This window comes from Bacteroides congonensis, from assembly GCF_900130125.1.
GTDB classification, from domain to species: Bacteria; Bacteroidota; Bacteroidia; order Bacteroidales; family Bacteroidaceae; genus Bacteroides; species Bacteroides congonensis.
Genome location: NZ_FQXY01000006.1, coordinates 47207 through 71018, shown reverse-complemented (window position 1 = coordinate 71018; position 23812 = coordinate 47207). Strand labels below are relative to the sequence as shown.

At 50.8% G+C, this 23812-nt stretch carries 28 protein-coding genes and 1 pseudogene; 12 read left to right on the top strand and 17 right to left on the bottom strand.

Features of this window, described 5'->3' with window-relative positions:
- Window positions 1-21: 21 nt before the first annotated feature.
- The 3 genes from BQ7997_RS00435 to BQ7997_RS00425 form a co-directional block, all read right to left on the bottom strand.
- Window positions 22-1629 (bottom strand): RagB/SusD family nutrient uptake outer membrane protein, encoded by a 1608-nt coding sequence (locus tag BQ7997_RS00435; protein WP_073342456.1) that lies wholly within the window; start codon window positions 1627-1629, stop codon window positions 22-24.
- A gap of 29 nt (window positions 1630-1658) precedes the next feature.
- Entirely contained in the window at window positions 1659-4652 is a 2994-nt protein-coding gene (locus BQ7997_RS00430; RefSeq protein ID WP_073342453.1) for a SusC/RagA family TonB-linked outer membrane protein, read from the bottom strand.
- A gap of 710 nt (window positions 4653-5362) precedes the next feature.
- Complete coding sequence (locus BQ7997_RS00425) at window positions 5363-5554, bottom strand: hypothetical protein (protein WP_073342450.1); 192 nt, start codon at window positions 5552-5554, stop codon at window positions 5363-5365.
- A gap of 456 nt (window positions 5555-6010) precedes the next feature.
- Here BQ7997_RS00425 and BQ7997_RS00415 point away from each other — a divergent pair, with 456 nt between their 5' ends.
- The 11 genes from BQ7997_RS00415 (at window position 6011) to BQ7997_RS00365 (ending at window position 10472) form a co-directional block, all read left to right on the top strand.
- Window positions 6011-6226, top strand: a complete 216-nt coding sequence (locus BQ7997_RS00415) for a hypothetical protein (protein WP_005850429.1) — start codon at window positions 6011-6013, stop codon at window positions 6224-6226.
- Between the two features lie 11 nt (window positions 6227-6237).
- Window positions 6238-6459 carry a hypothetical protein gene (locus BQ7997_RS00410; protein WP_007366491.1) on the top strand — a complete coding sequence of 74 codons (222 nt, stop codon included), beginning with the start codon at window positions 6238-6240 and terminating at the stop codon, window positions 6457-6459.
- A gap of 12 nt (window positions 6460-6471) precedes the next feature.
- Entirely contained in the window at window positions 6472-7068 is a 597-nt protein-coding gene (locus tag BQ7997_RS00405) for a hypothetical protein (protein WP_073342447.1), read from the top strand.
- A gap of 16 nt (window positions 7069-7084) precedes the next feature.
- The gene (locus BQ7997_RS00400; RefSeq protein WP_073342444.1) at window positions 7085-7507 is read left to right on the top strand and encodes a PcfK-like family protein; all 423 of its coding nucleotides are present in this window, start codon (window positions 7085-7087) and stop codon (window positions 7505-7507) included.
- Between the two features lie 2 nt (window positions 7508-7509).
- Entirely contained in the window at window positions 7510-8799 is a 1290-nt protein-coding gene (locus tag BQ7997_RS00395; protein WP_073342441.1) for a PcfJ domain-containing protein, read from the top strand.
- Between the two features lie 24 nt (window positions 8800-8823).
- Window positions 8824-9081 (top strand): hypothetical protein, encoded by a 258-nt coding sequence (locus BQ7997_RS00390; RefSeq protein WP_073342438.1) that lies wholly within the window; start codon window positions 8824-8826, stop codon window positions 9079-9081.
- Window positions 9082-9099: 18 nt separating this feature from the next.
- Entirely contained in the window at window positions 9100-9297 is a 198-nt protein-coding gene (locus BQ7997_RS00385) for a hypothetical protein (protein ID WP_073342765.1), read from the top strand.
- Window positions 9298-9303: 6 nt separating this feature from the next.
- The gene (locus BQ7997_RS00380; RefSeq protein WP_073342762.1) at window positions 9304-9537 is read left to right on the top strand and encodes a DUF3873 domain-containing protein; all 234 of its coding nucleotides are present in this window, start codon (window positions 9304-9306) and stop codon (window positions 9535-9537) included.
- Window positions 9534-9779, top strand: coding sequence for a DUF6956 domain-containing protein (locus BQ7997_RS00375; RefSeq protein WP_253298539.1), 246 nt, complete (start codon window positions 9534-9536; stop codon window positions 9777-9779). The genes BQ7997_RS00380 and BQ7997_RS00375 overlap by 4 nt, the downstream gene beginning before the upstream one ends.
- A 45-nt stretch (window positions 9780-9824) precedes the next feature.
- On the top strand, window positions 9825-10133 hold the full coding sequence (locus BQ7997_RS00370; RefSeq protein ID WP_073342432.1) for a hypothetical protein: 309 nt from the start codon (window positions 9825-9827) through the stop codon (window positions 10131-10133).
- Between the two features lie 117 nt (window positions 10134-10250).
- Window positions 10251-10472 (top strand): DUF7688 family protein, encoded by a 222-nt coding sequence (locus BQ7997_RS00365; RefSeq protein WP_073342429.1) that lies wholly within the window; start codon window positions 10251-10253, stop codon window positions 10470-10472.
- Between the two features lie 63 nt (window positions 10473-10535).
- On the opposite strand, the gene BQ7997_RS00360 is transcribed toward BQ7997_RS00365, so the two are convergent.
- The 11 genes from BQ7997_RS00360 to BQ7997_RS00310 are packed head-to-tail and all read right to left on the bottom strand — an operon-like array spanning window position 10536 to window position 18419.
- Window positions 10536-11063 (bottom strand): glycoside hydrolase family protein, encoded by a 528-nt coding sequence (locus tag BQ7997_RS00360; RefSeq protein ID WP_073342426.1) that lies wholly within the window; start codon window positions 11061-11063, stop codon window positions 10536-10538.
- Window positions 11060-11563 (bottom strand): DUF3872 domain-containing protein, encoded by a 504-nt coding sequence (locus BQ7997_RS00355; RefSeq protein WP_073342424.1) that lies wholly within the window; start codon window positions 11561-11563, stop codon window positions 11060-11062. The genes BQ7997_RS00360 and BQ7997_RS00355 overlap by 4 nt, the downstream gene beginning before the upstream one ends.
- Window positions 11560-12462, bottom strand: a complete 903-nt coding sequence (locus BQ7997_RS00350; protein WP_073342421.1) for a toprim domain-containing protein — start codon at window positions 12460-12462, stop codon at window positions 11560-11562. The genes BQ7997_RS00355 and BQ7997_RS00350 overlap by 4 nt, the downstream gene beginning before the upstream one ends.
- 10 nt (window positions 12463-12472) lie before the next feature.
- The gene (locus BQ7997_RS00345; protein ID WP_073342419.1) at window positions 12473-13048 is read right to left on the bottom strand and encodes a conjugal transfer protein TraO; all 576 of its coding nucleotides are present in this window, start codon (window positions 13046-13048) and stop codon (window positions 12473-12475) included.
- Between the two features lie 2 nt (window positions 13049-13050).
- Complete coding sequence (gene traN, locus BQ7997_RS00340; protein WP_073342416.1) at window positions 13051-14037, bottom strand: conjugative transposon protein TraN; 987 nt, start codon at window positions 14035-14037, stop codon at window positions 13051-13053.
- A gap of 44 nt (window positions 14038-14081) precedes the next feature.
- Entirely contained in the window at window positions 14082-15428 is a 1347-nt protein-coding gene (traM, locus tag BQ7997_RS00335; protein ID WP_073342414.1) for a conjugative transposon protein TraM, read from the bottom strand.
- Window positions 15409-15717 carry a TraL conjugative transposon family protein gene (locus BQ7997_RS00330; protein ID WP_073342411.1) on the bottom strand — a complete coding sequence of 103 codons (309 nt, stop codon included), beginning with the start codon at window positions 15715-15717 and terminating at the stop codon, window positions 15409-15411. Before BQ7997_RS00330 ends, traM begins: the two co-directional genes overlap by 20 nt.
- A 5-nt stretch (window positions 15718-15722) precedes the next feature.
- Window positions 15723-16346: a conjugative transposon protein TraK gene (gene traK, locus BQ7997_RS00325; protein WP_004308925.1), complete on the bottom strand. Its 624-nt coding sequence runs from the start codon at window positions 16344-16346 to the stop codon at window positions 15723-15725.
- A 31-nt stretch (window positions 16347-16377) separates the two neighbouring features.
- Entirely contained in the window at window positions 16378-17382 is a 1005-nt protein-coding gene (gene traJ, locus BQ7997_RS00320) for a conjugative transposon protein TraJ (RefSeq protein WP_005944138.1), read from the bottom strand.
- A gap of 3 nt (window positions 17383-17385) precedes the next feature.
- On the bottom strand, window positions 17386-18015 hold the full coding sequence (locus BQ7997_RS00315) for a DUF4141 domain-containing protein (RefSeq protein ID WP_005850484.1): 630 nt from the start codon (window positions 18013-18015) through the stop codon (window positions 17386-17388).
- A gap of 23 nt (window positions 18016-18038) precedes the next feature.
- A complete protein-coding gene (locus BQ7997_RS00310; RefSeq protein WP_073342408.1) occupies window positions 18039-18419 on the bottom strand; it encodes a DUF3876 domain-containing protein in 381 nt (126 codons plus the stop codon).
- 52 nt (window positions 18420-18471) lie between these two features.
- On the opposite strand from BQ7997_RS00310, the gene BQ7997_RS25990 reads away from it, so the two are divergent.
- Window positions 18472-18594: a hypothetical protein gene (locus tag BQ7997_RS25990; RefSeq protein ID WP_262481135.1), complete on the top strand. Its 123-nt coding sequence runs from the start codon at window positions 18472-18474 to the stop codon at window positions 18592-18594.
- Window positions 18595-18688: 94 nt separating this feature from the next.
- Here the strand turns inward: BQ7997_RS25990 and BQ7997_RS00305 are convergent, their stop codons facing one another.
- The 3 genes and pseudogenes from BQ7997_RS00305 to BQ7997_RS00290 form a co-directional block, all read right to left on the bottom strand.
- The gene (locus BQ7997_RS00305; RefSeq protein ID WP_005680466.1) at window positions 18689-20512 is read right to left on the bottom strand and encodes a reverse transcriptase/maturase family protein; all 1824 of its coding nucleotides are present in this window, start codon (window positions 20510-20512) and stop codon (window positions 18689-18691) included.
- Window positions 20513-21092: 580 nt separating this feature from the next.
- Window positions 21093-23480, bottom strand: a pseudogene (locus tag BQ7997_RS00295) (TraG family conjugative transposon ATPase); the annotation flags it as partial.
- Entirely contained in the window at window positions 23477-23809 is a 333-nt protein-coding gene (locus BQ7997_RS00290) for a DUF4133 domain-containing protein (RefSeq protein WP_005944155.1), read from the bottom strand. The gene BQ7997_RS00290 and the pseudogene BQ7997_RS00295, both read right to left, overlap by 4 nt.
- Window positions 23810-23812: the final 3 nt, after the last annotated feature.

The window sequence follows — 23812 nt, the reverse complement described above, 5'->3', positions numbered from 1 at the left end:
TAGACGTTTTTATAGAGCAGCTTACTTTAGGTTCGGATTTAAAATTGCGTCCTCGTAAGGATAGGGGACATACATTTTGCTGTCATCCCATGTACCCGTGACGGGTACGATTTCCTTTCTTTTCACTCCGGGAGCCACCTCAATCTCCGGGTTTTCCTTGCGGTATTCAAAATGGTCTTTGTACCGGTACATTCTGAACATATCCCTGGCTCTGCTCGCAATGCCGCCCCAATAATAACCTGCCATTTCCCAACCGTGTTCATTGTAGGCGGCTTCCGCCAGTTCTTCGGGACTCATCGTTTCTTCATAAAGATTGGTTTCTTTGCCATCAGCCCTGTTGCGTACCTTATTTAATACTTCGATGGCTTTTGCGTTAATCTCTCCCGAACGTCCTGTCGCTTCGGCATACCAACAATATACCTGTGAAAGCCGTATCAGTTGGAAAGTCTTTTCGCCTGCGGCATTGACCGGGGCGGGATTGGTGTAATCAAACTCCGTTCCGCGCACGGCACCTTCCACGGTTTTCATGAAAACGGGCGCAACCACTTCGCGGGAAGGGGGATTAGTGTCATACCACCAGTCGTATTCCTTACCGTCGTTTAATATGATTTTGGGAAAGTAAGTGGCGTCTTTGCGCGGGCCTTCCGGAAATTCTTTCCAAAACTTGATTTCCCCGTTTGTATCTCCCCATCCGCCTTGTGCCATGTCTTGTAGAAAGTCGGTCAGAGGAGCAGCCTGGTTCGTTTGATCCCTGTTATAATAGATACCCAGCAGGAGTTCCGTATTCTTATTATTGTATTCCCAGGAATATACTTTGCTGTATTCATCCAGTAGTTTATAATAATAGGTATGATTCTCTGTACCGTCAATTACTTCCTTGGCTTTGCCGGCAGCCAGTTTATAATATTCCGTGCCCTTGTTGAGCGGCCAACCTGCCATGCACATGTACACATATGCCATTGTCGCTTTCACTGCTCCCCGGCTTACGGCGATATTCATTCCGTTTCTGGCATAAGGCTCTTTGGTATAATTTACAGGGCAGTCTGTTTCCGCTATTTTCAGGTCGGATACAATCAGTTCATATATCTCTTCTTCCGTTTTCAATGGGGCGTTGTAATTGATTTCTTCCTCTAACATGACAGGTACCTTTCCCCAGGTTGTCACCAAATAGAAATAAGAATAAGCTCTCCAGTAATGTGCCTGTCCGATGGCTGCCTTGATTTCATCTTCTGATACATCAGGGGTGCGTCCGGCATTGTTTATGATAAAGTTGGCTGCCTTGATAACCTTGAAACGCTGTTCCCACATGCTGGACAACCATGAATTATTATCTTTCACATCGAACTGGTCATGCTCCCTGAGCGGCTGTTTGTTACTGGAAGGGTGGGTGGAGATATCATCGCCGACCAAAAAGTTAGTGCCGCAAAGGTTGTTACTGGCTTGCGAACTTGCTATCACGGAATACAATGCAGTCAGTGACGCATCGAGGTCTTCCTTGTTACTGAAGAAATTCTCCGAAGTCAACTGTCCTTTAGGGTCTTCTGTCAGGAAGTCGTTGCACGAAACCAGGCACAAGCCCGCCAAAACGAATGGCAATGTCCTTCTGATATATTTATATGCTGTTTTCATCTTGTTCTTATAATTAATTAGGTCAATGGTTAAAATCTGATTTTAGCACCGAAAGTAATAGTTCTCGGAATAGGATAAGCGCCATAGTCCAGACCGTCGTAACTGGTATAAACTTCCGGATCCATTCCTTTGTAACGGGTGATGGTGAAAAGATCCTGCGCGCTTACGGACAACTGTATGCTCGCGAATTTGGCAACCCGTTTCGGGATACGGTACGAAATACTGATGTTCTTCAATTTCACGAAAGAAGCGTCTTCCAGCCAGAAGTCCGAGTTCGCATAATTCTTGCTGTCCGTATTGGTAAGGCTCGGATAAGCAGCTTCCGCTTTGTTGCTTATATGATCCCAACCTTTGAAGTATGCATCCCGCAAGGTGACGAAACGTGAATTTCCGGTCATGGAAGCCGCCGTGTAACGGCTTATATTCAGACGGTTGTATCCGGTGGCGGCATTGAAGAAGATATTTACAGTCCAGTTCTTCCAATTGATTGTATTGTTCCATCCCATTGTCCATTTCGGACTTGCCTGTCCTTTGACTACCAAGTCTTCGGAAGTAGGGCTCGTGGTCAGGCTGCCGTCCGCTTTCTGATAAAGATTGGCGCCTTTGTCATCGAAACCTTTCCATTGATATACATAGAAAGACCCCATCGGGTAACCCGGTTTCATGATTTGCATCGCGCCGCCCAAGTCGCTGTAATTAGCTGTCAATACAAAATCGCTGCCGGCAAGGTCGGTTATTTCATTCTTCACGTAAGCGGCGTTGAAACTTGTTTCCCAAGTCACGGTTCCTTTCACCGGGAAGGTGTTGACGGAGAATTCGACTCCCGTATTGCGCAACTCGCCCTGGTTTACCCAATACGTACCGCCGCCGTTATACTTGGGCACTTGTTTTTGGAAGAGCAGGTCTTTGGTCATTTTCTTGAACCAGTCGAATGTGATATTGAAACCACCCAGGCTCAAGTCTACCCCGAGGTCGTATTGATAAGTCTTTTCCCATGTGATGCCGGGCGTAGGAAACTGATTTCCCCAATATCCGGTGTAAGCGTTGGAAGTCCCCCAGCCGTAAGCTACGCCCGACAGCATTCCTAAGGTACTGTAAGCACCGATATCCTGATTACCGGTCACACCGAAACTACCTCTTAGTTTTAATTGTTCCAGTACATGCTGGTTACTCATGAATTTTTCCTTTGCTATATCCCAGGCTACTGCCGCAGATGGGAAATAACCCCATTTATTATCTCCCTGAAATTTGGAAGAACCGTCGGCTCTCAATGCCGCAGTAATAAAATACCGCTTCTTGTAGTCGTAATTGGCACGTATGATTCCTGAAGCCAGAGACGCTTCCGTGTACGAGTTGCTTGCGTTTCTTATCGCGGCGTTGGCGATATTCCAGTATCCTACACTCTCATTGTTCAGGTTCGAGCCGTTACCTTGCAGGCTTGTGTCCCATGAACGGCTTATTTCCCATACGGCCATTGCCGTGACACTGTGGTCGCCGAATTGTCTCTGCCAGGTCAGGTTATTGGTATTCTGCCAGTAGTTGTGCATATTGCTGGTATTACTCATGCTGTTGATAGCGCCGGGTGCTTCCAGTTTAGATTTGAAAGAGTAGGAAGGACTATGGTCGTAGTCATAACCACCCTGCACGGAGAGGGTAAGTCCTTTCATTATTTTAAATAAGAAAGTCAGGTTCGCGTTCAGGTTATAACTGTAACTGTCGCTGTAATTCACCATCAGTTCACCGTATGGGTTCGAACCGTTGGCGATGTTGTACGGGTCTCTGTTATATACGCCGGTTTCCGGGTCTTTCATTTCCATCGTAGGAGAGAAGTTGGTGATGTGAAACCAGTTGGCACCGTCGTTGTGCTTATGCAGACTGGTGGCGTTCATCTTTGCCGATATTGTCAGCCACGGTTTTACATCCGCGTCAATATTTGCCCGGATACCATACCGTTTGTAATCCGTCTCGATGGTGACCGCTTCCTGATCCAGTACATTCCCTGAAATAAGATATTTCACCTTGGCGTTTCCACCCGATATGTTCAGCCGATAATCCTGCGTCACTCCGGTGTGGGTGATAAGGTCTGCCCAGTTAATCCCTTTCGTTCCGTTCTTGTAAGCCGCGAGGTTTTCGGGCGAGATAGTGGACGAACCGCGGATGTCATTCAGTGCTGTCGCATACTCGTACGCATTTAATAAATCATACTGCTTTCTCACGGTAGAAAGACCGATGGACGCGTCAAACGTAATACTTGCCTTTCCCTCGCTGCCGCCTTTGGTGGTGATTAATATAACGCCATTCGACCCCCGCGAACCGTAAATGGCAGTGGAAGAAGCGTCTTTCAGAACTTCCATAGACTGGATGTCCGACGGATTAAGACCATCTAACCCACTGGAAGATATGATTCCGTCTATTACATACAACGGGTCGCTGCTTTTATTAATAGAAGTAGTACCACGTACGCGTACCTTCATGCCTGCTCCGGGCACACCGCTTGTCGCGGTAACTTCCACACCGGGGGTACGGCCCTGAAGTATGTTTTCCACCCGCTTCACCGGCTGATTCCTGAACTGCCGGGTCGACACTCCCGAAACAGAACCCGTCAAGTCGCTTTTCTTGACTGTTCCGTATCCTACCACTACTACTTCTTCAAGTAACTGGTTATCTTCTTTCAGTATGATATTGAGCGTGCCCCTTTTTCTTACCTTTATCTCCTGCGGATGATATCCGATGTAAGAAATAACGAGAGTAGCCCCTTGTGGCGCTTCCAGTGAGAATTTGCCGTCCATATCACTGGTCGTTCCGGTTTCTTCGCCTTTTATTAGTACAGAGGCTCCGATAATAGTTTCTCCTTGTTCGTCATAGATAATTCCTTTTATTGTTCTGTTGTCGTCTCCCCCGGCTTCCTGTATTTCTGTCGGCTGTTCTTCAGGCATACTTGCTGCCTGTGAAAACAGATGGGATGGTAAAAGAAACATAAAAAGAACGCTTAACAACCATTTGCTTTTTCTTATTACTTTCATGTTTGATTAAGTTTAGATTTGTTATAGGGGTTGAATATGGTTATTATTTAACAAGCAACGTGCCAGAATACAGCGTGTTATCTGTTTGTTGGGTGAAAATGCTTGATTATTAGTGATATATAATGGATGAAAAAAGAGTAAACTTATTTGATGTGTAGAACCGGAAATTGTGTTGTTGTGTAAAAAATCCACAGTGTTGTGGAGTGTATTCCACATTCCCGGTATATATTCCCGATAATTCAGTTTTTTTCTTTGAGTATATTTGTCGGGAAGGGCGAATGTTTACGTAAGATGTTTTTATTCAGCTACATTTTTTTATGTACCATCGAAATAATTTGTATCTTTGTACGTCGAAGTTACGAAAAGAGTGTAATTTATTGGAAGTGAGCGTAGGTTAATTGCTCATGATAGTAATAGGTTACGATTTAGTTAGTTATCTACTGCATCATCCTTCTGCGCGTTGCGTAACCTTCAAAGAACTCTTCGTATGCAAAAGTAACAATAAAACGGGAGATTTTGAAATGAATCTCCCTAATTTTTTTCTTCTCATACAAGTTTTTCCGTAAAAGCGATTTTATCCGTCGGCACACCATCGTACAAAAGGATTTTGGACGAACGTATGCCGACTGCCGCATAAGCGAAGAAAAGGGCTTTGCCTCACGCCTAAACAACAGTTTAGACTGATGATGCAAGGCTCATTTCTTTTGTGCTTATGCCAAAGAGGTGCTTTTACGGGTTTCTGACGATTTTTCTTTTTCCGCTGTTCCTTTGTGCCGTAAGCGGAAAGCCGTGTCTGACCGCCCGATCCATAAATGGAACAAGCCGTCACACACGGCAGGCAAACCGGGAAGAATGATTTTATCTGTCCGACCGGACACGTTCGGCCAGACATACAAAATCATACTTCCTTGCCGGTGGTTTGCCCGGTTTCACGCCTCCGGCAGTGTCCCTTTTCCTTTTGGCGTTTTCCCTTTTTCACGGATTTCTCTTTTGAAGTTTTCCTGTCCAATCTGCCTCCACTTCCGTTTACCTCCATTTTCGCGTCTTTCAGGGAGCGCATCAGGTTGTCATTTCCGTTCTGGGCGCAAAGGTAATTCCGGGATTGGACGGGAATGCAAGGTCAAGCCTCCTGTTTTCGGGAAAAATCTCCAGCCCTGCGGGTAGTATTTTTCCCGAAAAACCTTGCATCCCCTAATCCCTACCTTTTTAAGCACCCGAAACGAAAACGACCGATGCGACAGAAAGACGCATTAAAAAAAATGTCGGATAAACGAGAGGCAAATAAGATAGTTTGAAACTCAACTCCCTCAGCTCTTGAATCCGCATAAAAAAAACAAAAAATCAAAAACAGCGAAAATATGACGGCAACGGCAAATTTCAGACAAATGGCGCAGTACATAGGGCTTGCGATATGCGGCTTGATGGTGCGCACCGCCTTCGGGGTGTTCGGCATCCTTTGGGGCATCATTAGAGAGATTGTAAACGGAGTGTTCCGAGTGGCGATAGGCGTAATCGTGGCTATCCTTTCCGCAACCGCCTTCTTCGGTTTCATCCTTTGGTTATTCACCCTTTAACCCTTACCGACATGGCAAAGAGAAGCAGCAAGACGGCAGCGCAGCAATGCAGATACTACGAGGTGGACAACATCTTCGTGTATATGGTTGAAACGTACATCAACGGCAACATATCCGTGTTCCGTGAACTCTACCGAGAACTGAACAAGGACGCACGGAGGGATTTTACAGACTTCCTTTTGAGCGAGGTGGAGCCGACCTATTGGAGAGAGATACTGAAACAGACCATCTAAAACGACAGCGATATGAGAACGATAACAAGGACATACGACCTATTCCAATTAGCCGAACTCTCCGCAGCAGCGAGAGATACCGCATACAATGAATGGCTACGCACTTTTGAATACGGTTGGGACAGCGACAACCGCAACACGCTGGAAGCATTTGAAAGTGTGTTCAGGGTCAAAGTGAACGATTGGAGTTACGACACGTGCCGTTATTCCTACCGCTTCACCTCACGTTACAGCGGAGAGGAAGAAGAACTCAACGGCATACGGCTTCTGAAATACATCGTCAATAACTATTGGCACACCCTATTCAAGCCGAAAACCTACTACCTCAAAGGCAATTACAATAAAAGACGCAAAAGCAGGGTATTCACGGATAACTGTTGCGTACTGACAGGCTATTGCGCAGACGAGGACATCCTGCGACCCATCTACGACTTTCTGAAAGCCCCCGACACCCGAACCACTCTGTACGACCTCATGGACAAGTGTCTTGACAGTTTCTTCAAGTCGTGCCGTGACGATATGGAATTCCAGTGCAGTGAGGAAGGTTTCGAGGAGAGTTGCGCAGCCAACGACTACGAGTTTTTGGAAAACGGAAAAATGTATAACTGATAAAAACGACAGCGATATGAAAGGAACAGAACATTTCAAGAGAACGATACAGATGCACTTGGAGCAGCGTGCAGCGGAAGATGCGCTCTTTGCGAAGAACTACCGCAACCCTGCCAAGAACATAGACGATTGCGTCACCTACATTCTCAACTACGTGCAGCGGAGCGGTTGCAACGGCTTCACGGACGGGGAGATATTCGGGCAAGCAGTCCACTACTATGACGAGAACGAGATAGAGGTGGGCAAGCCTATCCAATGCCAAGTGGCGGTGAACCACGTTGTGGAACTCACGGCAGAGGAAAAGGCGGAAGCACGGCAGAACGCACTCCGCAGATACCAAGAGGAGGAACTCCGCAAGTTGCAGAACCGCAGCAAGCCGAGAACCGCCACCAAAGCGACCGCACAAGAAGTACAACAACCCAACCTATTCAATTTCTGATTATGAAACCGAGAACACCCATACAGCAGGAAGTCGCACGATTAAGCGAGCGACTGCCCAAATTGACCGCCACACAGAGGGCATACGCTTTCCGTCATTGCTTCAAGCATTACGCCATCAAGAGGGCGGACGGCACGAACATCTGCACCGAGTGCGGACATTCATGGAAAAGTGAACACGACCTTGCGGACACCGTTTGCGGATGCACCTGCCCACATTGCGGAATGGAGCTGGAAGCGTTGCGCACCCGAAAGAGGGTTTTCAACGAGAACGAGTATTTCTGCATCATCACCACCTGCAAGCAGTACCAAGTGATACGCTTCTTCTTCGTCAAATCCCGATACAAGGCAGGGCAGGCAGCCGGGTATTCCATTTATGAAGTGGTGCAAAGGTGGATTTCGCCCAAAGGCACAACCGTCACTGTCGCCCGACTGCGAGGAATGTCCATACTTTACTACGACCTATGGGCGGAATACAGCGACATGGAGGTACGCAAGAACAACAAACTCCGTGCATACGATATAAACCCCGTCTGCACCTATCCCCGACAGCGTTTCATACCCGAACTGAAACGCAACGGCTTCAATGGCGAATACCACAACATACTGCCTTACGACCTTTTCACGGCTATCCTTTCCGACAGCCGAGCCGAAACGCTGTTGAAGGCAGGGCAATATCCCATGTTGCGCCACTACATCCGCAGTTCCTTTGACATAGAGAGGTATTGGGCATCCATAAAGATATGTATCCGTAACGGTTACACCATTTCGGACGGCTCCATGTGGCGTGACACCATAGACCTCCTGCGTCATTTCGGCAAGGACACGAACAGCCCGAAGTACGTCTGTCCCTCCGACCTCAAAGCCGAACACGACAGACTTATGCACAAGCGCAACAAGGAGATAGAGCGCAAGAAGTTGGAGGAACGCATCCGCCAAGCGAAGAAACACGAGAAGGCATACCGCAAACTCAAAGGCATATTCTTCGGCATTGCCTTTACGGACGGCACTTTGCAGGTGCGTGTGTTGGAGAGCGTGGCGGAGTTTGCAGCGGAAGGGACGGAACTGCACCATTGCGTGTTTTCCAACTCCTATTTCCTTGAAAAGAACTCCCTTATCCTATCCGCCACCATTGACGGCAAGCGCATAGAAACGGTGGAGGTTTCCTTGAAGACATTGGAGGTGGTGCAAAGTCGTGGCTTGCACAATTCCAATACCGAGTACCACGACCGCATTGTAAACCTTGTGAACAGCAACGTGAACCTTATCCGCCAGCGGATGGAAGCGGCATAGTATCAACCTATAATACCCAATAGTATGGAAGTAAGAATTGAAAGCATGATTTGTCTGTGGGACGATAAAATCCCCACGATGTTCCTTGAATTTGTGAACCTCCTCACTCTTGCAACGAGTGAGGAGCAGTTAAGACAGAGTGTAAAGGACTTTGCCGAGAAGCACGAACTTGACAGGTTTTTCCTTTACGGCTTCGGCTCCCACCATTTCTACCTGCATCAACGCTACACGAGCGCCCCCGAAATGGTGATGAAAAACAGAGTGTTGTCAGTGCATTTCTAACAGATAAAGAATATGATTATGGACAGAAAGAGGAAACTTCATTGCTACAAGTATATCGTCAAAAGGCATTTGAACGATATAAGGGCGCATATCGGATTATCCAAGAACGAAATGGAGAGAAGCTACTACCGTACCCGTTATGCAGCCCAATTGAGTGTCTATGCGGAAGCACTCGGAGTGCAGGAAAAGTATTTAGAAAAATTCATTCAAAAATAGATGATTATGGCAACACGGATGACCATCAACGGAGCAAGCACCTGCACCGAAGCAGGTACGGAAAAATACGAGCGTTTCCAATTAGGTATCGGCAGACGCAAGCGGACACTTGTGCAGTACGACTACCGCCACCCCACAGACGGAGAGTTGTTCTCTTGTGTAAAACCCACGTTGGACGAGTGCCGAGCCGCACGGGACAAGTGGCTCACGGCAAAGGAAGGGAAGGAGGACAACCGATGAACGCAGCCTATCAAACGCTGATAGTGAAGTTCAGCGAGCCTATTACGGTATTGGACGGTATCTTTGACGATGCCGAAGCGTGGGGAGTTGATACCCTAAAAGGGTGGATAGATGACTATGAAAGTAGCAGGTTTACCGCCATCAACAGCCATACGGCAGTCATCACAAGCGAGTACAATATGGAGTGCCTGATGGAATGGTTGAAACGAAACACACCCATTGCCGAGATAACAGAATGTTAAACCAGTTGGCGGTGTCCGCACCGCCAACCTAAAACCAAGAAAAGCATGATAGCAAAGACGATTTTAGAGCAGATAGGCGGCAGACGCTTTGCCGCCATGACGGGAAGCAAGGACTTTATAGACATGGGTAACGGATTGCGCATGAGCCTTGCGAGGAACAAGACGAGCGCAAACCGCCTTGACATCATCTACGATGCAGGATTAGACCTCTACAATATGCGTTTCTACCGCAAAACGTTCAGTAAAAAGACATTCGAGTGCAAGACGAAGGACATCGAAACGCACGAGGGCATATACTGCGATATGCTGGAAGAAATGTTCACGATGGTAACGGGACTCTACACCCGTTTTTGAGTGGCGGCGGCGAAAGCCGCCCTACTTTCTTTCGGTGAGCATGATGGCGGACAAAGAAAGTAGCAAAGAAACCGCTGTCCCAATCTACGATAGTATTCACAAAAACAAGTTTCAATCATGGAAGAAATCAGACAGAACGGAAAAATCATCCTGTACAGCGATGACGGAACAAGCATAAGGATGATTTTCAAAAACCTTACGGGGAGGAATTTTCAAGGTCAGGAATATGCGGAGTATATCCGGCACATCGCAATCGGGGAGATGGGATTTTCGCCCGGCATCATAGAGCATTGCAGGGATGGTGAAGTAATCGGCAAAGGAAAAATCCCGAATGTATGAAAAGCGGAAACTCCGATGAAGTTGCGGCTTCATCGGAGTTTCATTTGTCAGGCATTTGCCATGTTACGGAATGTACAGCAGTGCAAACTCCGCCTTTCTCCGTTTGAGCAGCATGGCGTGCCGTTTCCTCTTGTAGTTGCAGAAAGCGATATATTCCCGGTAAATGTTCCTGTCGCCCGCCTCCAATTTTCGGATCAGCGTGCTTTTGGGTATCTTCCCGCTCCCCAAAAGCCGGTATGGACCGACATTGTAGGCGAGCGTGGCAAGGAGCAGACTGTCACGCCCGAACTTGCGGAACATGGCGCAGAACTTCCGCAAGTCTTTCCGCAGGAGAACGTCCGCCTGCCGTTTCGTCATGGTACGTGCCGAATACCTTTCCCCCGGCTGCAACCGGTGACCCCAGCCCACGTATGGATGGTGTTTCTCCGAGTGCCAGCCCTCAAAATACTTCGTACAGCGAACCGCCCGCTCGAAAGGCGGCAGGCGGTAGATTGCCGCCTGCCCGTCCGTCCCCTTCTGACGGCTGTCCCGTGCGGACACGGAGCAGACTGCCAGCAGCGAACAGAAGATAGCCATGAATACACGCATCATCTTGGCAGAGGTTTGTAATTGCCTATGGGGATGACGGTCTGAATGTCGTCCTTCACGTTCCGGTTGTTGAAGTCAAATTCCAATTCGTAGGAATTTTTGAAATTGTCCTCCACCACCACGATAAAGTTGTGCGCCTCGTCGCCCTCTGCCGTGTAGTACAGGCGGAACTTTTCGTTTTCGAGCAGGTAGCGGTCGTTGGGCAGAAAAGTGATGCCGCTCGCCATTTTCAGCGTGCCTTCCCCCTCGAACTGGAAATACCGGATGGTGTAGAGCGTGTTGGCGTAATCGCCCGTCCTTTTCAGTTCACAGCGGATTTCCACCGTCTGCCCCTTTGTGACCTTGTTCGGCACGGGCATGGTTTCTACCGTGAAGGGATAGGATTGCTGGATGTCCATGTCATCGTCACACGATGCGAGCGTGAGCGACACGGCGGCGAACAGGCAGAGTGCCAACGCCTTGAAGATGGATGTTCTCTTGTTTTTGTTGTTCAGTATGTTCATTGTCCTTTGATTTTTAAGTTATTGTTCATTTCTTTTTTTGCTGTCAGTTGCAGATACTCGTTCAAGTCCTTGCAACCGTCATAGAATGCGGAACGGTCACAGACACGTCCGCCGTAGTGTCCTTTGAGGGCTTCCAGCGTCCTCCGCCCGGCGTCGTCACGATCGAGGAAGCAGTCGATGCGCCCGTACCCGTCTAAGTGTTTCACCGCCTTACCCACGTTGGCGACGGAGTTCAGCACAAGGCTGTCGCCATTGCCGCCTATGCCGAGTGCAGCAGCGGACAGAAAGTCCATGAAGCCCTCAAATACACTGCACACGTCAGTCAAAAAGCCTTCCGCCTTGACCAGCGACACATCTTTCGGCGGCACGCATCCCTTGAAATAACGGCTCCGGATTTCATAGCCGCCAGCCACGTTCGGAAAGCCAACTGCGAAATACCGCTTTCCACGCACGCCGTAGTTCAGGCGGCAGCAGTGGCGGGATGCAACGGCATAAGGGATGCCCCGTTCCGCCAGATAGTCCGTCAGTGGTGAGCGGAGCAGCGGGACGGCTTCCACTCCCTCAAAGGCAGGTTCGGACGGTTCCGGCAGGAACAACGGCTTTTCCGCTGCGACAAATGGCATACGCACAGTTTCCGCTATGAATCTTGCCTGCGCCATGAAGTCACCGCTTCGTGCAAACTCCCCGGCAAGCGTGAAGATATCACCGCCCTTGCCCAAGCCGAAGTCGTACCAGAGCCGTTTCGCCACGTTCACACGGAAAGAGGGCGTGCGCTCATTGCGGTACGGCGCACGATACCAAAATTCGTTTCCGCTCCTTCGGACAGGCTCATGTCCCAACCGTGCGAGAAAGTCCGCGAGGGATATTTGCCTCATGGCGTCTATATTGGTCCCTTCCATGCGGCGTGTGTCAGTTGATGACGAACTTGATGCCCAGCCCGAATTGGGTATGGAACTTCTTTGTGTCGCCACCCCACAGGCAACGCTCCCGGAGGTTGGCGAGCAGGGCGATACGGTCAGCCACGTAAAACTCCACATCAAGCGTCAGCGCACCGCCATAGATGAAGGCGTCCCGATCATGCAGTGTCGAACCGTCATGCAGCATCTTTTCGCCCCAATTCACCGATTCATACCCGGCAAGAGCCGAAGCCCCCGCATAGACGAACACGATTTTACGGGCATCGGAAAGTATCTTGAAATAGTAGCAGCCCTCCGCCGTGAACTGCGCCACAGGTATGGCGGTGTCCTTGTAGGGGTTCTTTTTCAGGAGATACTCCCCTCCGAACACCCATTTGTTCCCCTTCTTCGTGTAGGTGGAGAAAGCCGCCCCGAAGCTGTACCCCCCGTCGTTGCCGCCGGGCTTGAAGCCGTCCGCCATGTTCGCCTTGATTTCGATGCCCTGCATCTTCGGCAGGCATCGCTGGGCGTGCGCCTGCCCTGCGAACAGGGCAAGCGACGCTATGATTATTGCGATGTACTTTCTCATGGTCAGCGCACTTGGAGTTCGTTGATGGTATTGGCGCGCACCAAGTCCTCATTCTCGATCACGAAGGACTGGTGGCGGCCGCCGTTCTTCTCGTTCAGTTCCACCACGAGGCACTTGCCGTCGGGGATGGTGAACTTCGCCATCGTGAAGACCGTGCGTTCGCTTTTTTTGCCCGGCACGAGCGTGGCGTAGTTCTGCGCGCGGAGCGGCAGGATGATACGCTCCTGCACGGCGGTACGCTTCGCCACCTTCTTATCCACGATTTTCCACGTGATGTAGTCCACATCGAAAGGCACGTTGCTCTGGTTCCTGATTTCCGTGTGGAAATACAGAAGCCCGTTGTGCGTGTAGATGCCTTTCAGAAGGTACTGGATGCCGAAACGCTTGCAGCCGATATGCTTCACCTCACGCTTGTTCTGCTTGTGGATGGACTTCATGATAAGGCGCACCAGCATCGGGCTTTCGCTGCCCAGCTCTTTCAGGTAGATTTCCTGCGCGTTGTTCGGACGGTTCACCGCCTCGCCGTCATGGATGAAGTCGCACATCTCCACGTTGAGCAGCAGCGGCTCGGCGGCGTACTTCACGTTGAAAGTGTAGAAACTCCCGTCCTCCGTGATTACGGACATGTTGGTTTCGTTCGGGAAGTTCCTCACGGTTGCCTTCACACGGATGACGTTCTCCGCTCCGTCGGCTTTGCCCGCGATCAGGTCGGGAGAGCCTAAATCGACATAGCGCACCTCCGCCGGGAAGATGACATGCACGGTCTTGTCGTAGGTCACTTCCAAGCCGTGCGGGGGAACCATACGGTCAAAGCCCAGCTTTCTCGTCAGACCGTGATACAGGTCGCCGTCCGCCTCCTTCTGCGGATAGACCTCCTTTGTCAAGGTCGGTTGGTCACTTCCGTTGGTCGTTTCAACGGTTACGTTTTCCTGCGCGTTGGCAGTTGCGATGCCCATAGCGAGGGCAAACATCATGATTACTTTTTTCATTTTACTTTGGATTTTTAGTGGTAAATAAAAATTTGATTGTTTCCTTAATTCACTCCCTGATAGAGCATGACCCTGTACCCGGCTTTCAGATGCACTTTGACGGTGCGCATCTTCTTGGCTATATACTGGCTCGTGCCTTGTATCAGCCCCTTGCCCAAGTCGGAGGCGAGCTGCGCCCCGGCATTGGTGGAGATGTTGATGCTGCTGCCGAGTGAGCCGCCCATGTTGGCGGCAACCTCCCTGACGGCGTTCATCTCCATCGAGTTGGGGATGAATATGCCGGGCTGCCCGTCCGTGTCATAGACCTCCAACTCCACCGGGATAACCGTACCGTCGTGTTCCAGAGAGGTGATTTCAATGCCGAGCCGTTCACCCTGAATCTTGGCTGCGCCGACCACCACTGCATTATGGGGAATGATCCGGTCTGCCACCGCCATCGCTTCCAACAGCCGCAACCTGACCGCCTGCCCGTCCGTCACGCTCTGCGCCCCATAGACACATGCCGGTATGGTGTTCCTGTCCGATACGGTCGTGACGCCCACCGCCGTGTTGAAACTGCGGTTGCGTTCCTGCGAGAAGGAAGCGACAAATTCGGCATTGCTCATGGGTTGTCCGAGCGAGGACACCACTTGATGCGTCACTTGCCTGACGGGTTTTGCCGTGTTCTTTCCGGTTTTCTGCACGGGGGACGGCTCTGCGGTCTGTCCCGCCGCCTGCGTGCCGTTCTGACCGCCCATGTACTTCGCCGCCAGCTCGTAGGATTTTTCCATGAGTGCCACCTGCTCGTCCATCGTGGAGCTTCTCTCTTTTCCGCTTTCCAGTTCGGATTCGAGCGTGGCGATGCGTTCCAGCAGTTCGTCCATCTCCGCATTGTCGTTCTTCGGCTGCTCGTAGAAGTTGCCGAGTGTGGCATTGAGGTCGCGGTAGGCGGCTGCCGAGGACTGGATGGTCTTCGGTGCGGGCTTCACCGCCTCTTCCGTTCCGCCGGGATTGGCAAGGTCGAAGTCGCTGCCACCGTCCGCTTCCGCCGTTTCGCGGTCGAACAGGTCGCCCAACTGCTGCATGGCGCGGCTGCGGTTCTCCTGCCGTTCCTCCATTGCCCCCTGCTCGTAGGCTTTCGCCTTGTCACCGATAATCCGGCGGTTCTCCTTGTCCGCATCGGGCATCTCGATGTTGTAGCCGCTTGTTCCCGGATCCTGCTCCTTGCCGGAGGACGGGGCGAATATCAGCCACATCGCCCCGATGAATACCAGCACCATCGCGGGCAGCACTATCATTTTCTGACGTTTCAGCCGTTGGGCTTCGGTCTGCGGCTTGCGCTCCTTCTTCGGCTTGTCGTTGCCGGGAACCGCCTTGTTTTCGTTCTTGGGTTCATTCTTCGTCTGTTCCATATAAATAAGGTGTTACGTTGTGATTGTTATCCGGCTTCACGGACAGTTCCACCTGTCCGGCATGGTCTATCTCCATCCGGCTGCCGTCATTCCTGCCGATGTCATGGACGGCTTTGCCGAAGGTGTAGAGGGCAAGCGCGGCGAATGCGGCGAGCATTGCCAGCACGATGCGTCTGCGTGTCTTCGGCGGCAAGCCGTCCAGATAGCCCTTGAGCCTTGCCTCCAGCATTTTCTTTTTGTCGTGGAGTTTCCAATAGGCTCCCCACAGTGATTTTCCGATTCCTTTCATGCCTGTTAGCGTTTGATGGTTTGTAAATCCTTATTCTCGATGATGGTGAATCCCTCGATGGTGAACCCGTTCGGGTTGTCGTCCGAACGGGACGAGTTCAAGAGGCGGCACGTGGTTACGAGGCTGCGCTCGGTGACGTTGCTCTGCCGGATGATTTTCTGCGTGGCGTAGGTTACGGCGCGGTAGGGATAGCCGTTGAAGTCGCACACCACGCTGTCCACCTTCAGCACTTGGTTGATGTTCCCGGCGATGATGCGGTTGTAGTACCCCTTCTCGGCGAAGTCCGAATAGTAGTTGTACACGCTCTTGTCCGCCAGCAGCAACGCACGCTTCACGTTGTGTTCTATCGCGCTCTTTTCGGGCGAGAGCGTAAAGAACAGTTCGTGAAAGCGGCGCACATGCTCCCTCGCTTCCGCCGGACGGTTCTGCGACAAGTCCTGCGAGAGTGCCAGCATCAGCGACTTGCCGTTATCCAGCACATAGATCTTTTCACGCTGCCGCTCCGCGAAGCGGTAGGAACTCCACACGCTCCATACCGTTATCACGGCGCACAGCGAGAGGAAGACGATACCGAACAGGCGTATCTGCCTGAATGATGATTCGATGTTTTTGAGTGACTTGAATTCCATTTTACTTTTTCCGTTTATAATTGCACATTGATTATTTCAGCAGTTTCCCGGCACGTCCGACCATGTTGCCTGCGGTAGCACCCGCCACGCTGCCCGCCATGCTTCCGGCGCGTCCCGCCATCTGGTTCACGTTGCGCCCGTAGCCGCCCATGCCCCCGGCTTGGATGATCCAGCCCGCCACCGTCGGAATGGTGAAGTAGCCGATGATGCCGATTATCATGAACACAATATACACCCCGTCGCTGGAATCCAGTGAGAAATTAGGGTCGGTCTGCATACGCTCGATGTCGCTCTGGAGCATCAACACCTGAATCTTGGCGAGTATGGTGCTGAATATGTCCGACACGGGCAGCCACAGATAGACCTGAATGTAGCGGCATATCCACTGCGTGAGCGTGCTTTGGAAGCCGTCCCACACCGATATGGCGAAGGCTATCGGACCGAGTATCGCCAGCACCACGAGGAAGAAGGTGCGGATGGTGTCTATCACGAGGGCGGCGGCTTGGAACATCAGTTCCAGTATCTCGCGGAAGAAGTCGCGGATGCCCTTCTTCATCTTGTACATCCCCCGGTCGATATACATCCCCGCCATCGTCACCATGTCGGAGGGCGACCAGCCCAATTCCTCCAGTTGCTTGTCAAACTCCTCGTTGGACACGAGGTAGGCGGTTTCGGGATTGCGCACCATCGCCTCGTATTCCAGCCTGTCCTTCTGTTCCCGGTACTTGTTCATGTCCAAAGTCTGCGTTTCGAGCAGTTTCGCCGTACCCTGCACGACGGGCGAAAGGACGCTGTTTATCGTGCCAAGCACCACCGTAGGGAAGAACATGATGCACAGACCGACGGCAAAGGGGCGGAGCATCGGGAAGACGTCTATGGGTTCGGCTCTCGCCAACGACTGCCATACCCGGTAGGCGACATAGAAGAGCGCGCCCAGCCCGGCGATGCCTTTCGCCACGCCCGCCATGTCAGCGCACAGCGGCATCATCTGCTCGTAGAGCGAGCGGAGAATCTGGTGAAGGTTGTCGAACTCCATAGGCTACCAGTATCTTTCGTTCATACTGCCGTACAACCCCATGATGCGGTCGAGGTCGTTTTTCTTCTTCGCACGCAGGTAGCTCACGCTGATGTTCTTGTTGGTGTAGTAGCTCACGAGGTTGCGGTAACGCTTCATCTTGGAGTGGCAGCGTTCCACCACGTCCATGCGCTCCTTGTCCGTCATGGAGAGCGTGGTGATGTTCACCACGTTCTTCAGCTCCGTCAGCACGTCATTGGATTCTTCCAGCAGCTTCGTGTATCCGAAGGCGATGGCTCCGAGTTCCTCCACCGTGAAGTTGTCGTCGCGCAGCATCTTCTGGAAGCTGGTCACGTAGATGTCCGTGATGTCGCCCACCATCAGGATGGTCTGCTGCACCTTGCGGGCGTCCTTGACCAGATTGTTCACCGATTTGAGGGCGTCGTAATACTTCTTGCCCTGCTCGTAGATTTTCACCGTTTCCTGAAAGTTGTTCACCATGTTCGTGGCGGTCTTCGAGGTGTGGATGATGTTCTTCGAGGCGTTGATGATGCCCTGCGCCAGATTGCCCGGATCGCTCACGACCCATTGGGCGGAAGCCCTGCCCGCGAAAAGCAGGCACAGGCAGATGACGAATGTTATTCTTGTTCTCATGTTTCTTTGGATTTTAGCGGTTCTTATTTTTCTGCCGGAGTTTCCGGCTGCGGCTTCACACGCACGTAGTCCCCGTTCGGTGAGAAGGTCAGCACGTCGGTGGCTTCGTTATACGCCACGTCGATGCGGAAGCCGGTGTTCATGAACAGGTTGCCGTTCTCCTCCTGCAAAAGGTAGGTTTCCGGTTTCAGCCTGCGGCGGATGCCGCTCCGTTTGAATACCGTCACCTTGTAGGCTTCGCCCTCCTTGTAGATAAGCACGTCGGGCTTGCCCTCCACGCTTTCCCAGTTCCCGCACAGCAGGTTGCGGCGGTTCTCCGCCACGTCGCAGGATTGCAGCACCATGACCGCCAGCCCGATTAAACACTTGCTGACTTGCAGCATCTTTGCTCTTGATATACTCATACGCTTTTCTTTTTTCGTTGATAAATCTGTTTTACCGATTATTGATTGCTTATTGCCTGTTTCTCCGCCTTTCGGCAAGCTGCCGGATGGCGGCTTCGATGTCGCCGCCCAATTGCTCCGCCAGACGGTACACCTCCACCTTTTCCGTTTCCTCGGTGGTGTACGCGTAGGCTAAGCACCCAGCGCCTTGTCATATTTCTATGGTAGGTTTCCGAGTACTCGCCTCCGAACCGGACTTACAAGTCTCCCTGTATCCGGCTCTCCACTAATTAATTCAGTCTGATTCTTCGGTCGGGGTCTATTTTTGCATGACACTTTGAGCAGACAGCCAAAGTTTTTCGTCTTCGAGCTATCATTTTCTTTTCCCAGTCGGATTTACCTTTCAGGTCTTTAAGTTTGCGAACGTGATGCATTTCGAGTTTATCGGTAGCACCGCATAATTCGCAAACTTGGAGCTTCAGCCTTTCCATAAGGCTGTTACGTCCACCTGTTATGGAAACTGTCCGTGGAATAGTGTCACAGTAAATATTCCCTGCAACCTTTTTGCGTTTGAAACCATCATGATAAAATGATTGGTAAAGTGTCTTACCCTTGCTATTTTCATATGCCACTTGGAAAACCTTGTTCTTTTTATATTTCAGAAGTATTTTCTTTACAGATGATTTGTATTTGTTCGCAAATACCTTATACATGCTGTATGACATAATGTGATAGAAAGAATTGATGACATAGCTGTTATTGGCTATTGAGTAGTAATTATAGAACCCTCGGATTTCGGCATTGAACTGACTGACTATTTCCAAGTCATCCAAGTTCAGCATGTACGTTCTGACGATGGATTTCCAAACCTCTTTGCCATTGACGACCGCGATTCTTGCGGCTTTATAATCAAAGAGTTTCTTCCGCATCGTTTCAAAATTCAGGTACAATACAGGCTTGTGTCCGAATGCACGAACCGTTTTACCGTACTTATCCTTACGTAAATCGTTACACCTACGTATAAATACGTCATATCCGAGAAATTTCGCTGGTTTCTGCGCATTGGTTATCAGTGTCTTTTCGTCTGACAGTTCCAGTTTAAGAGCTTCATTCAAATAATTCTTAATATCCTCTTTTACTGTTTTGCAGTCTTCAAGATTACCGGTAATTCCAATCAGAAAGTCATCTGCGTATCTCACGTATTTTAACCGTTTGATACTGCTGTCCATTTCATTACGTGCCGGATAGTTGTTCCGTTCTTCTCGTAGCCGCTTAATTTCGGCGGTCATCTGTTTCCTTACCTTTACATCTTTCTCATTCTTTAGTTTCTTTGCCAGTCGGTATCTTCGCTGTTCGTAGAGCTTGTATCGAGCGTCGCCTTTTCTTGTTACCCCTTTATTGAACCGATTGATGTATTCCTTGATGTACTTGTCGAACTTGTCAAGGTAGATGTTAGCCAGTATTGGGCTGATAATCCCGCCTTGCGGAGTTCCACTGTACGTTCTATGAAATACCCAGTCTTCCACATATCCGGCATTCAGGAATTTTCTGATAAGCCGCAAAAATCTCTCGTCGGCGATACGTTCCCGAAGAATATTAATCAGTACGTCATGATTGATATTGTCGAAGAATCCTTTAATATCGCCTTCAATAAACCATTTCACGGCAGTGAATGTCTTTTGTATATCTATAAGAGCAGTATGACAACTTCGTTTGGGACGAAACCCATGTGAAGTATGTTCAAAACTACCTTCATAGATTGCTTCAAGTATCATTCTGACTACTTCCTGTACCAGCTTATCATCAAAAGAGGGTATGCCAAGCGGACGTTTTTTCCCGTTTTTCTTAGGTATGTACGTCCTTTTGGACGGATTAGGCTGATAAGTCTCATTTTTAAGACTGCCAATCAGTTGTTCAACTCGGTCAATACTCATTCCGTCAATGGTTTTACCATCGGCTCCTGCCGTCATGTTGCCTGTCTTGCTGTAAATATTCTGATAGGCTACATAAAACATTTCCTCGTTAAACAGCACTCTATACAGCCGCTCAAACTTATAGTTCAAGTTACCGCTGTGTTTACTCAGACTGTTCAACACATTTTCTGGATTTCTCATGTCTCTCACATCTTCCTTTAAATTGTTAAACTTAATTAGCTGCTCCCCTTCGCCATGTACAGGGCGTTACCCTGCTCAGACTACTATGGAAGCTCCGTTGCCATGCCGGATATTCAGGGGCAGACCCCATAGCCCTACAACTGGCTTTCCGGTTTAGGCAATCCCCGTTTAGAAATTTGACGACTATTTGGCTCGATAGATTGTCGGATACGACTTTCGTCCTTTACTACTTATGGTAGTTGCCTTGCGGTAAGTTTATGCTACTCCTGCTACGTGTCATCAGTGTAGTACCGCAACATAACGGTATAATTCCGAAGAATTATTCAACTGTCTTCCGTCATTGCCCAAGGATACGACTGCTCGGACTATCGTTCAACCAATGCAGGCTTTATCCTCATATCTATCATTTTAACTTGCCATTCGGTCGCAGCCTGACAGTTGGCTGACTTATGGCTTTACCAACGTGCTATGTTCCCTTGTGGGGTTTTCCCCTCCGGTTAGCGGTTGTTAATGGGCATTTTAAACACTTGCCCAGTCGCTTGCCAAAGCGACATTCGTCAAATTCCCTTTACGGGCGCACCAGATATTCTTCCGCGCTCACCTCGGTGGCATAGACCGCCGACTGCGTGCCGCCCAAGCCTATCCACACCTCCTTGTAGAGCCGTGAAGGGTTGTTCGCCATGTTGATGGAAAGTATCTGCGACTTCTCCTTCTCCGTCAGTCCGAGCAACGCCTGAATCTGGTCGAACTTGTTCATGTACTTGCGCTGGTCGAGCAGGATTTTACAGTCCGAGTTGTTGATGATGCTCTCCTTGACGACGGGCGAGGAAATGATGTCGTCCACCTCCTGCGTCACCACGATTGCCTCACCGAAATACTTGCGCACCGTCTTGTACATATAGCGCAGGTAGTCAGCCATATTTGCCGACGAGAGAGCCTTCCAAGCCTCTTCCACGATAAGCTGTTTGCGCACTCCTTTCAGACGCCGCATCTTGTTGATGAAGGCTTCCATGATGATGATGGTCACTACCGGGAACAGTTCGCGGTTGTCCTTGATGGAATCAATCTCGAAGACGATGAACCGTTTGCCCAGCAGGTCGATGTTCTCCGCCGAGTTGAGCAGGAAGTCATAGCGTCCGCCCCGGTAATACTGCCGCATGGTGGTGAGCATGTTGTCGATGTTGAAGTCCTCCTTCTCCACCTTGATGTCACGCTCCGCCAGTTCCCTACGGTAGTCGTCGCGCATGTACTCATAGAAAGTGTTGAACGAGGGGACGATGCTCCGGTCTGCCCTGATGCGCTCGATGTAGGCACTCACGGCACTGCCCAATTCCCCGCTTTCGGTTTTCGTCACCTTGTCGTCCTCCGACTTCCAGAGTGTCAGCAGTAGCGTCTTTATGTTGTCCTTCTTCTCCACGTCGAACACGTAGTCGTCGGTATAGAACGGGTTGAAGCTGATGGGCTTCTCCTCCGTGTAGGTGAAATACACGCCGTCCGTGCCGCCCGTCTTGCGCCGTATCATCTCGCACAATCCCTGATAGGAGTTTCCCGTGTCCACCAATACCACATGCGCGCCCTGCTCGTAGTATTGCCGCACGAGGTGGTTCATGAAGAACGACTTGCCGCTGCCCGAAGGACCCAATACGAACTTGTTACGGTTCGTGGTGATGCCCCGCTTCATCGGCAGGTCGGAAATGTCGAGGTGTAGCGGTTTTCCCGTGAGCCTGTCCACCATCTTGATGCCGAAGGGCGAGAGCGAGCTGCGGTAGTTGGTTTCCTCCGTGAAGAGGCACACCGCCTGTTCGATGAAGGTGTGGAAACTCTCTTCCGCCGGGAAGTCCGCAGCATTGCCGGGCATCGCCGCCCAATAAAGTGTCGGGCAGTCGATGGTGTTGTGGCGCGGCACGCACTCCATACTTGCCAGCTGGCTGCCCACGTCGTTCTTTATGTGCTTCAGCTCCTCCGCGTCGTCGCTCCACGCCATGACGTTGAAGTGCGCCCGCACCGAGGTCAGCCCGTAGGAGTGCGCCTCGTTCAGGTAGCGGTCTATCCACTCGCGGTTGATGCTGTTGCTCCTTGAGTAGCGCGAGAGCGACTGCATATTCCTTGCGGACTTCTCGAATTTTTGGAGGTTCTCCTCGCTGTTGTCAATAATCACGTACTGGTTGTAGATGTGGTTGCAGGAGAGCAGCAGCCCCACCGGGGATGCGAAGGAGAGGCGGCAGTCCGAGCGGTCGGTGGAGAGTTTTTCATACCGGGTGTCGGTAGCTACCGTGCCGGGCAGGTCTTCCGCGTCGGACAGGGTGTGCAGGCACAGGCGGTTGTCGCCGATGCGCATCTCCCGTGCCGAGAGGTCGATGTCCTGCAATGTGGCGTCGCCTTCGGGCATGAGCGAGAAGTAACGCTCTATCAGTCCGGCTTTGCCGTCCGTCCCCACAATCTCGTCGGTGGAGAGGCGTCGCAGCCTGACGAAGCCGCTGTCGTTGATGATGCGCTCGAATTGTTCCGCTGCCTCCATGAACTTCGCGGCGGTTTCCTTGTCAAGCACCTTCGGGATGATATGCCCCCGGCACAGCGTGCTGAAATTGCTCTGCATCCGGTTACGCTCCTTCGTCGTCTTGGTCAGGTAGAGGTAGCACGTGTGCTTCAGGTACGGACGCTCGTTGAAGTGACGCTCGAAGCTCCGTGAGAGGAAACTCATGTCCTCCTTTTGCAATTCCGGCGTGTACTTCTCCTTGATGAACCAGTCCTGCTTGTGGACGACGGAGAAGTCCGGCAGCACCTTGATCGCCTTGCACCAGCAGCCGTGTATCGCCTCGTACTCCGCACCCGTCACGGTATAAAGCTCCGGAAGCTCCACCTCGAAAGCCACCGTGATGTCGGCGTCTTTGGAGATGATGCAACCTTGCTCCACCGCCAATAGCGGGAACTTGTTTTCCAGTGTTGTCATTTTGGATGTATTCCTCATGTCGTTTCTTCCTTTCGTTTCCGTTTGAATAATCGGGTGATCCGCCGCCGGTTGATAAGGTATCGGGGATGGCTCCTTGTTGCCCCTAATTTCATCAGTCCGTGTTCGCCGTACCGGGCGTTCAGCGCGAAGGTCTGCCATACGAGGACGGAGGACGATGCCACGCCGAAGCCGATACATACCCACTGGTCGATGCCGACCATGTAGAGGATGACGAACAGGACGAAGAGAGCCAGCAGACCTCCGCAGAAGATGAAGAGGTACTGAGCCTTCAAGCCCTTGAACTCTACCGGGCGGCCGATACCCTTGTTTATCGGGTATTCAGCCATACA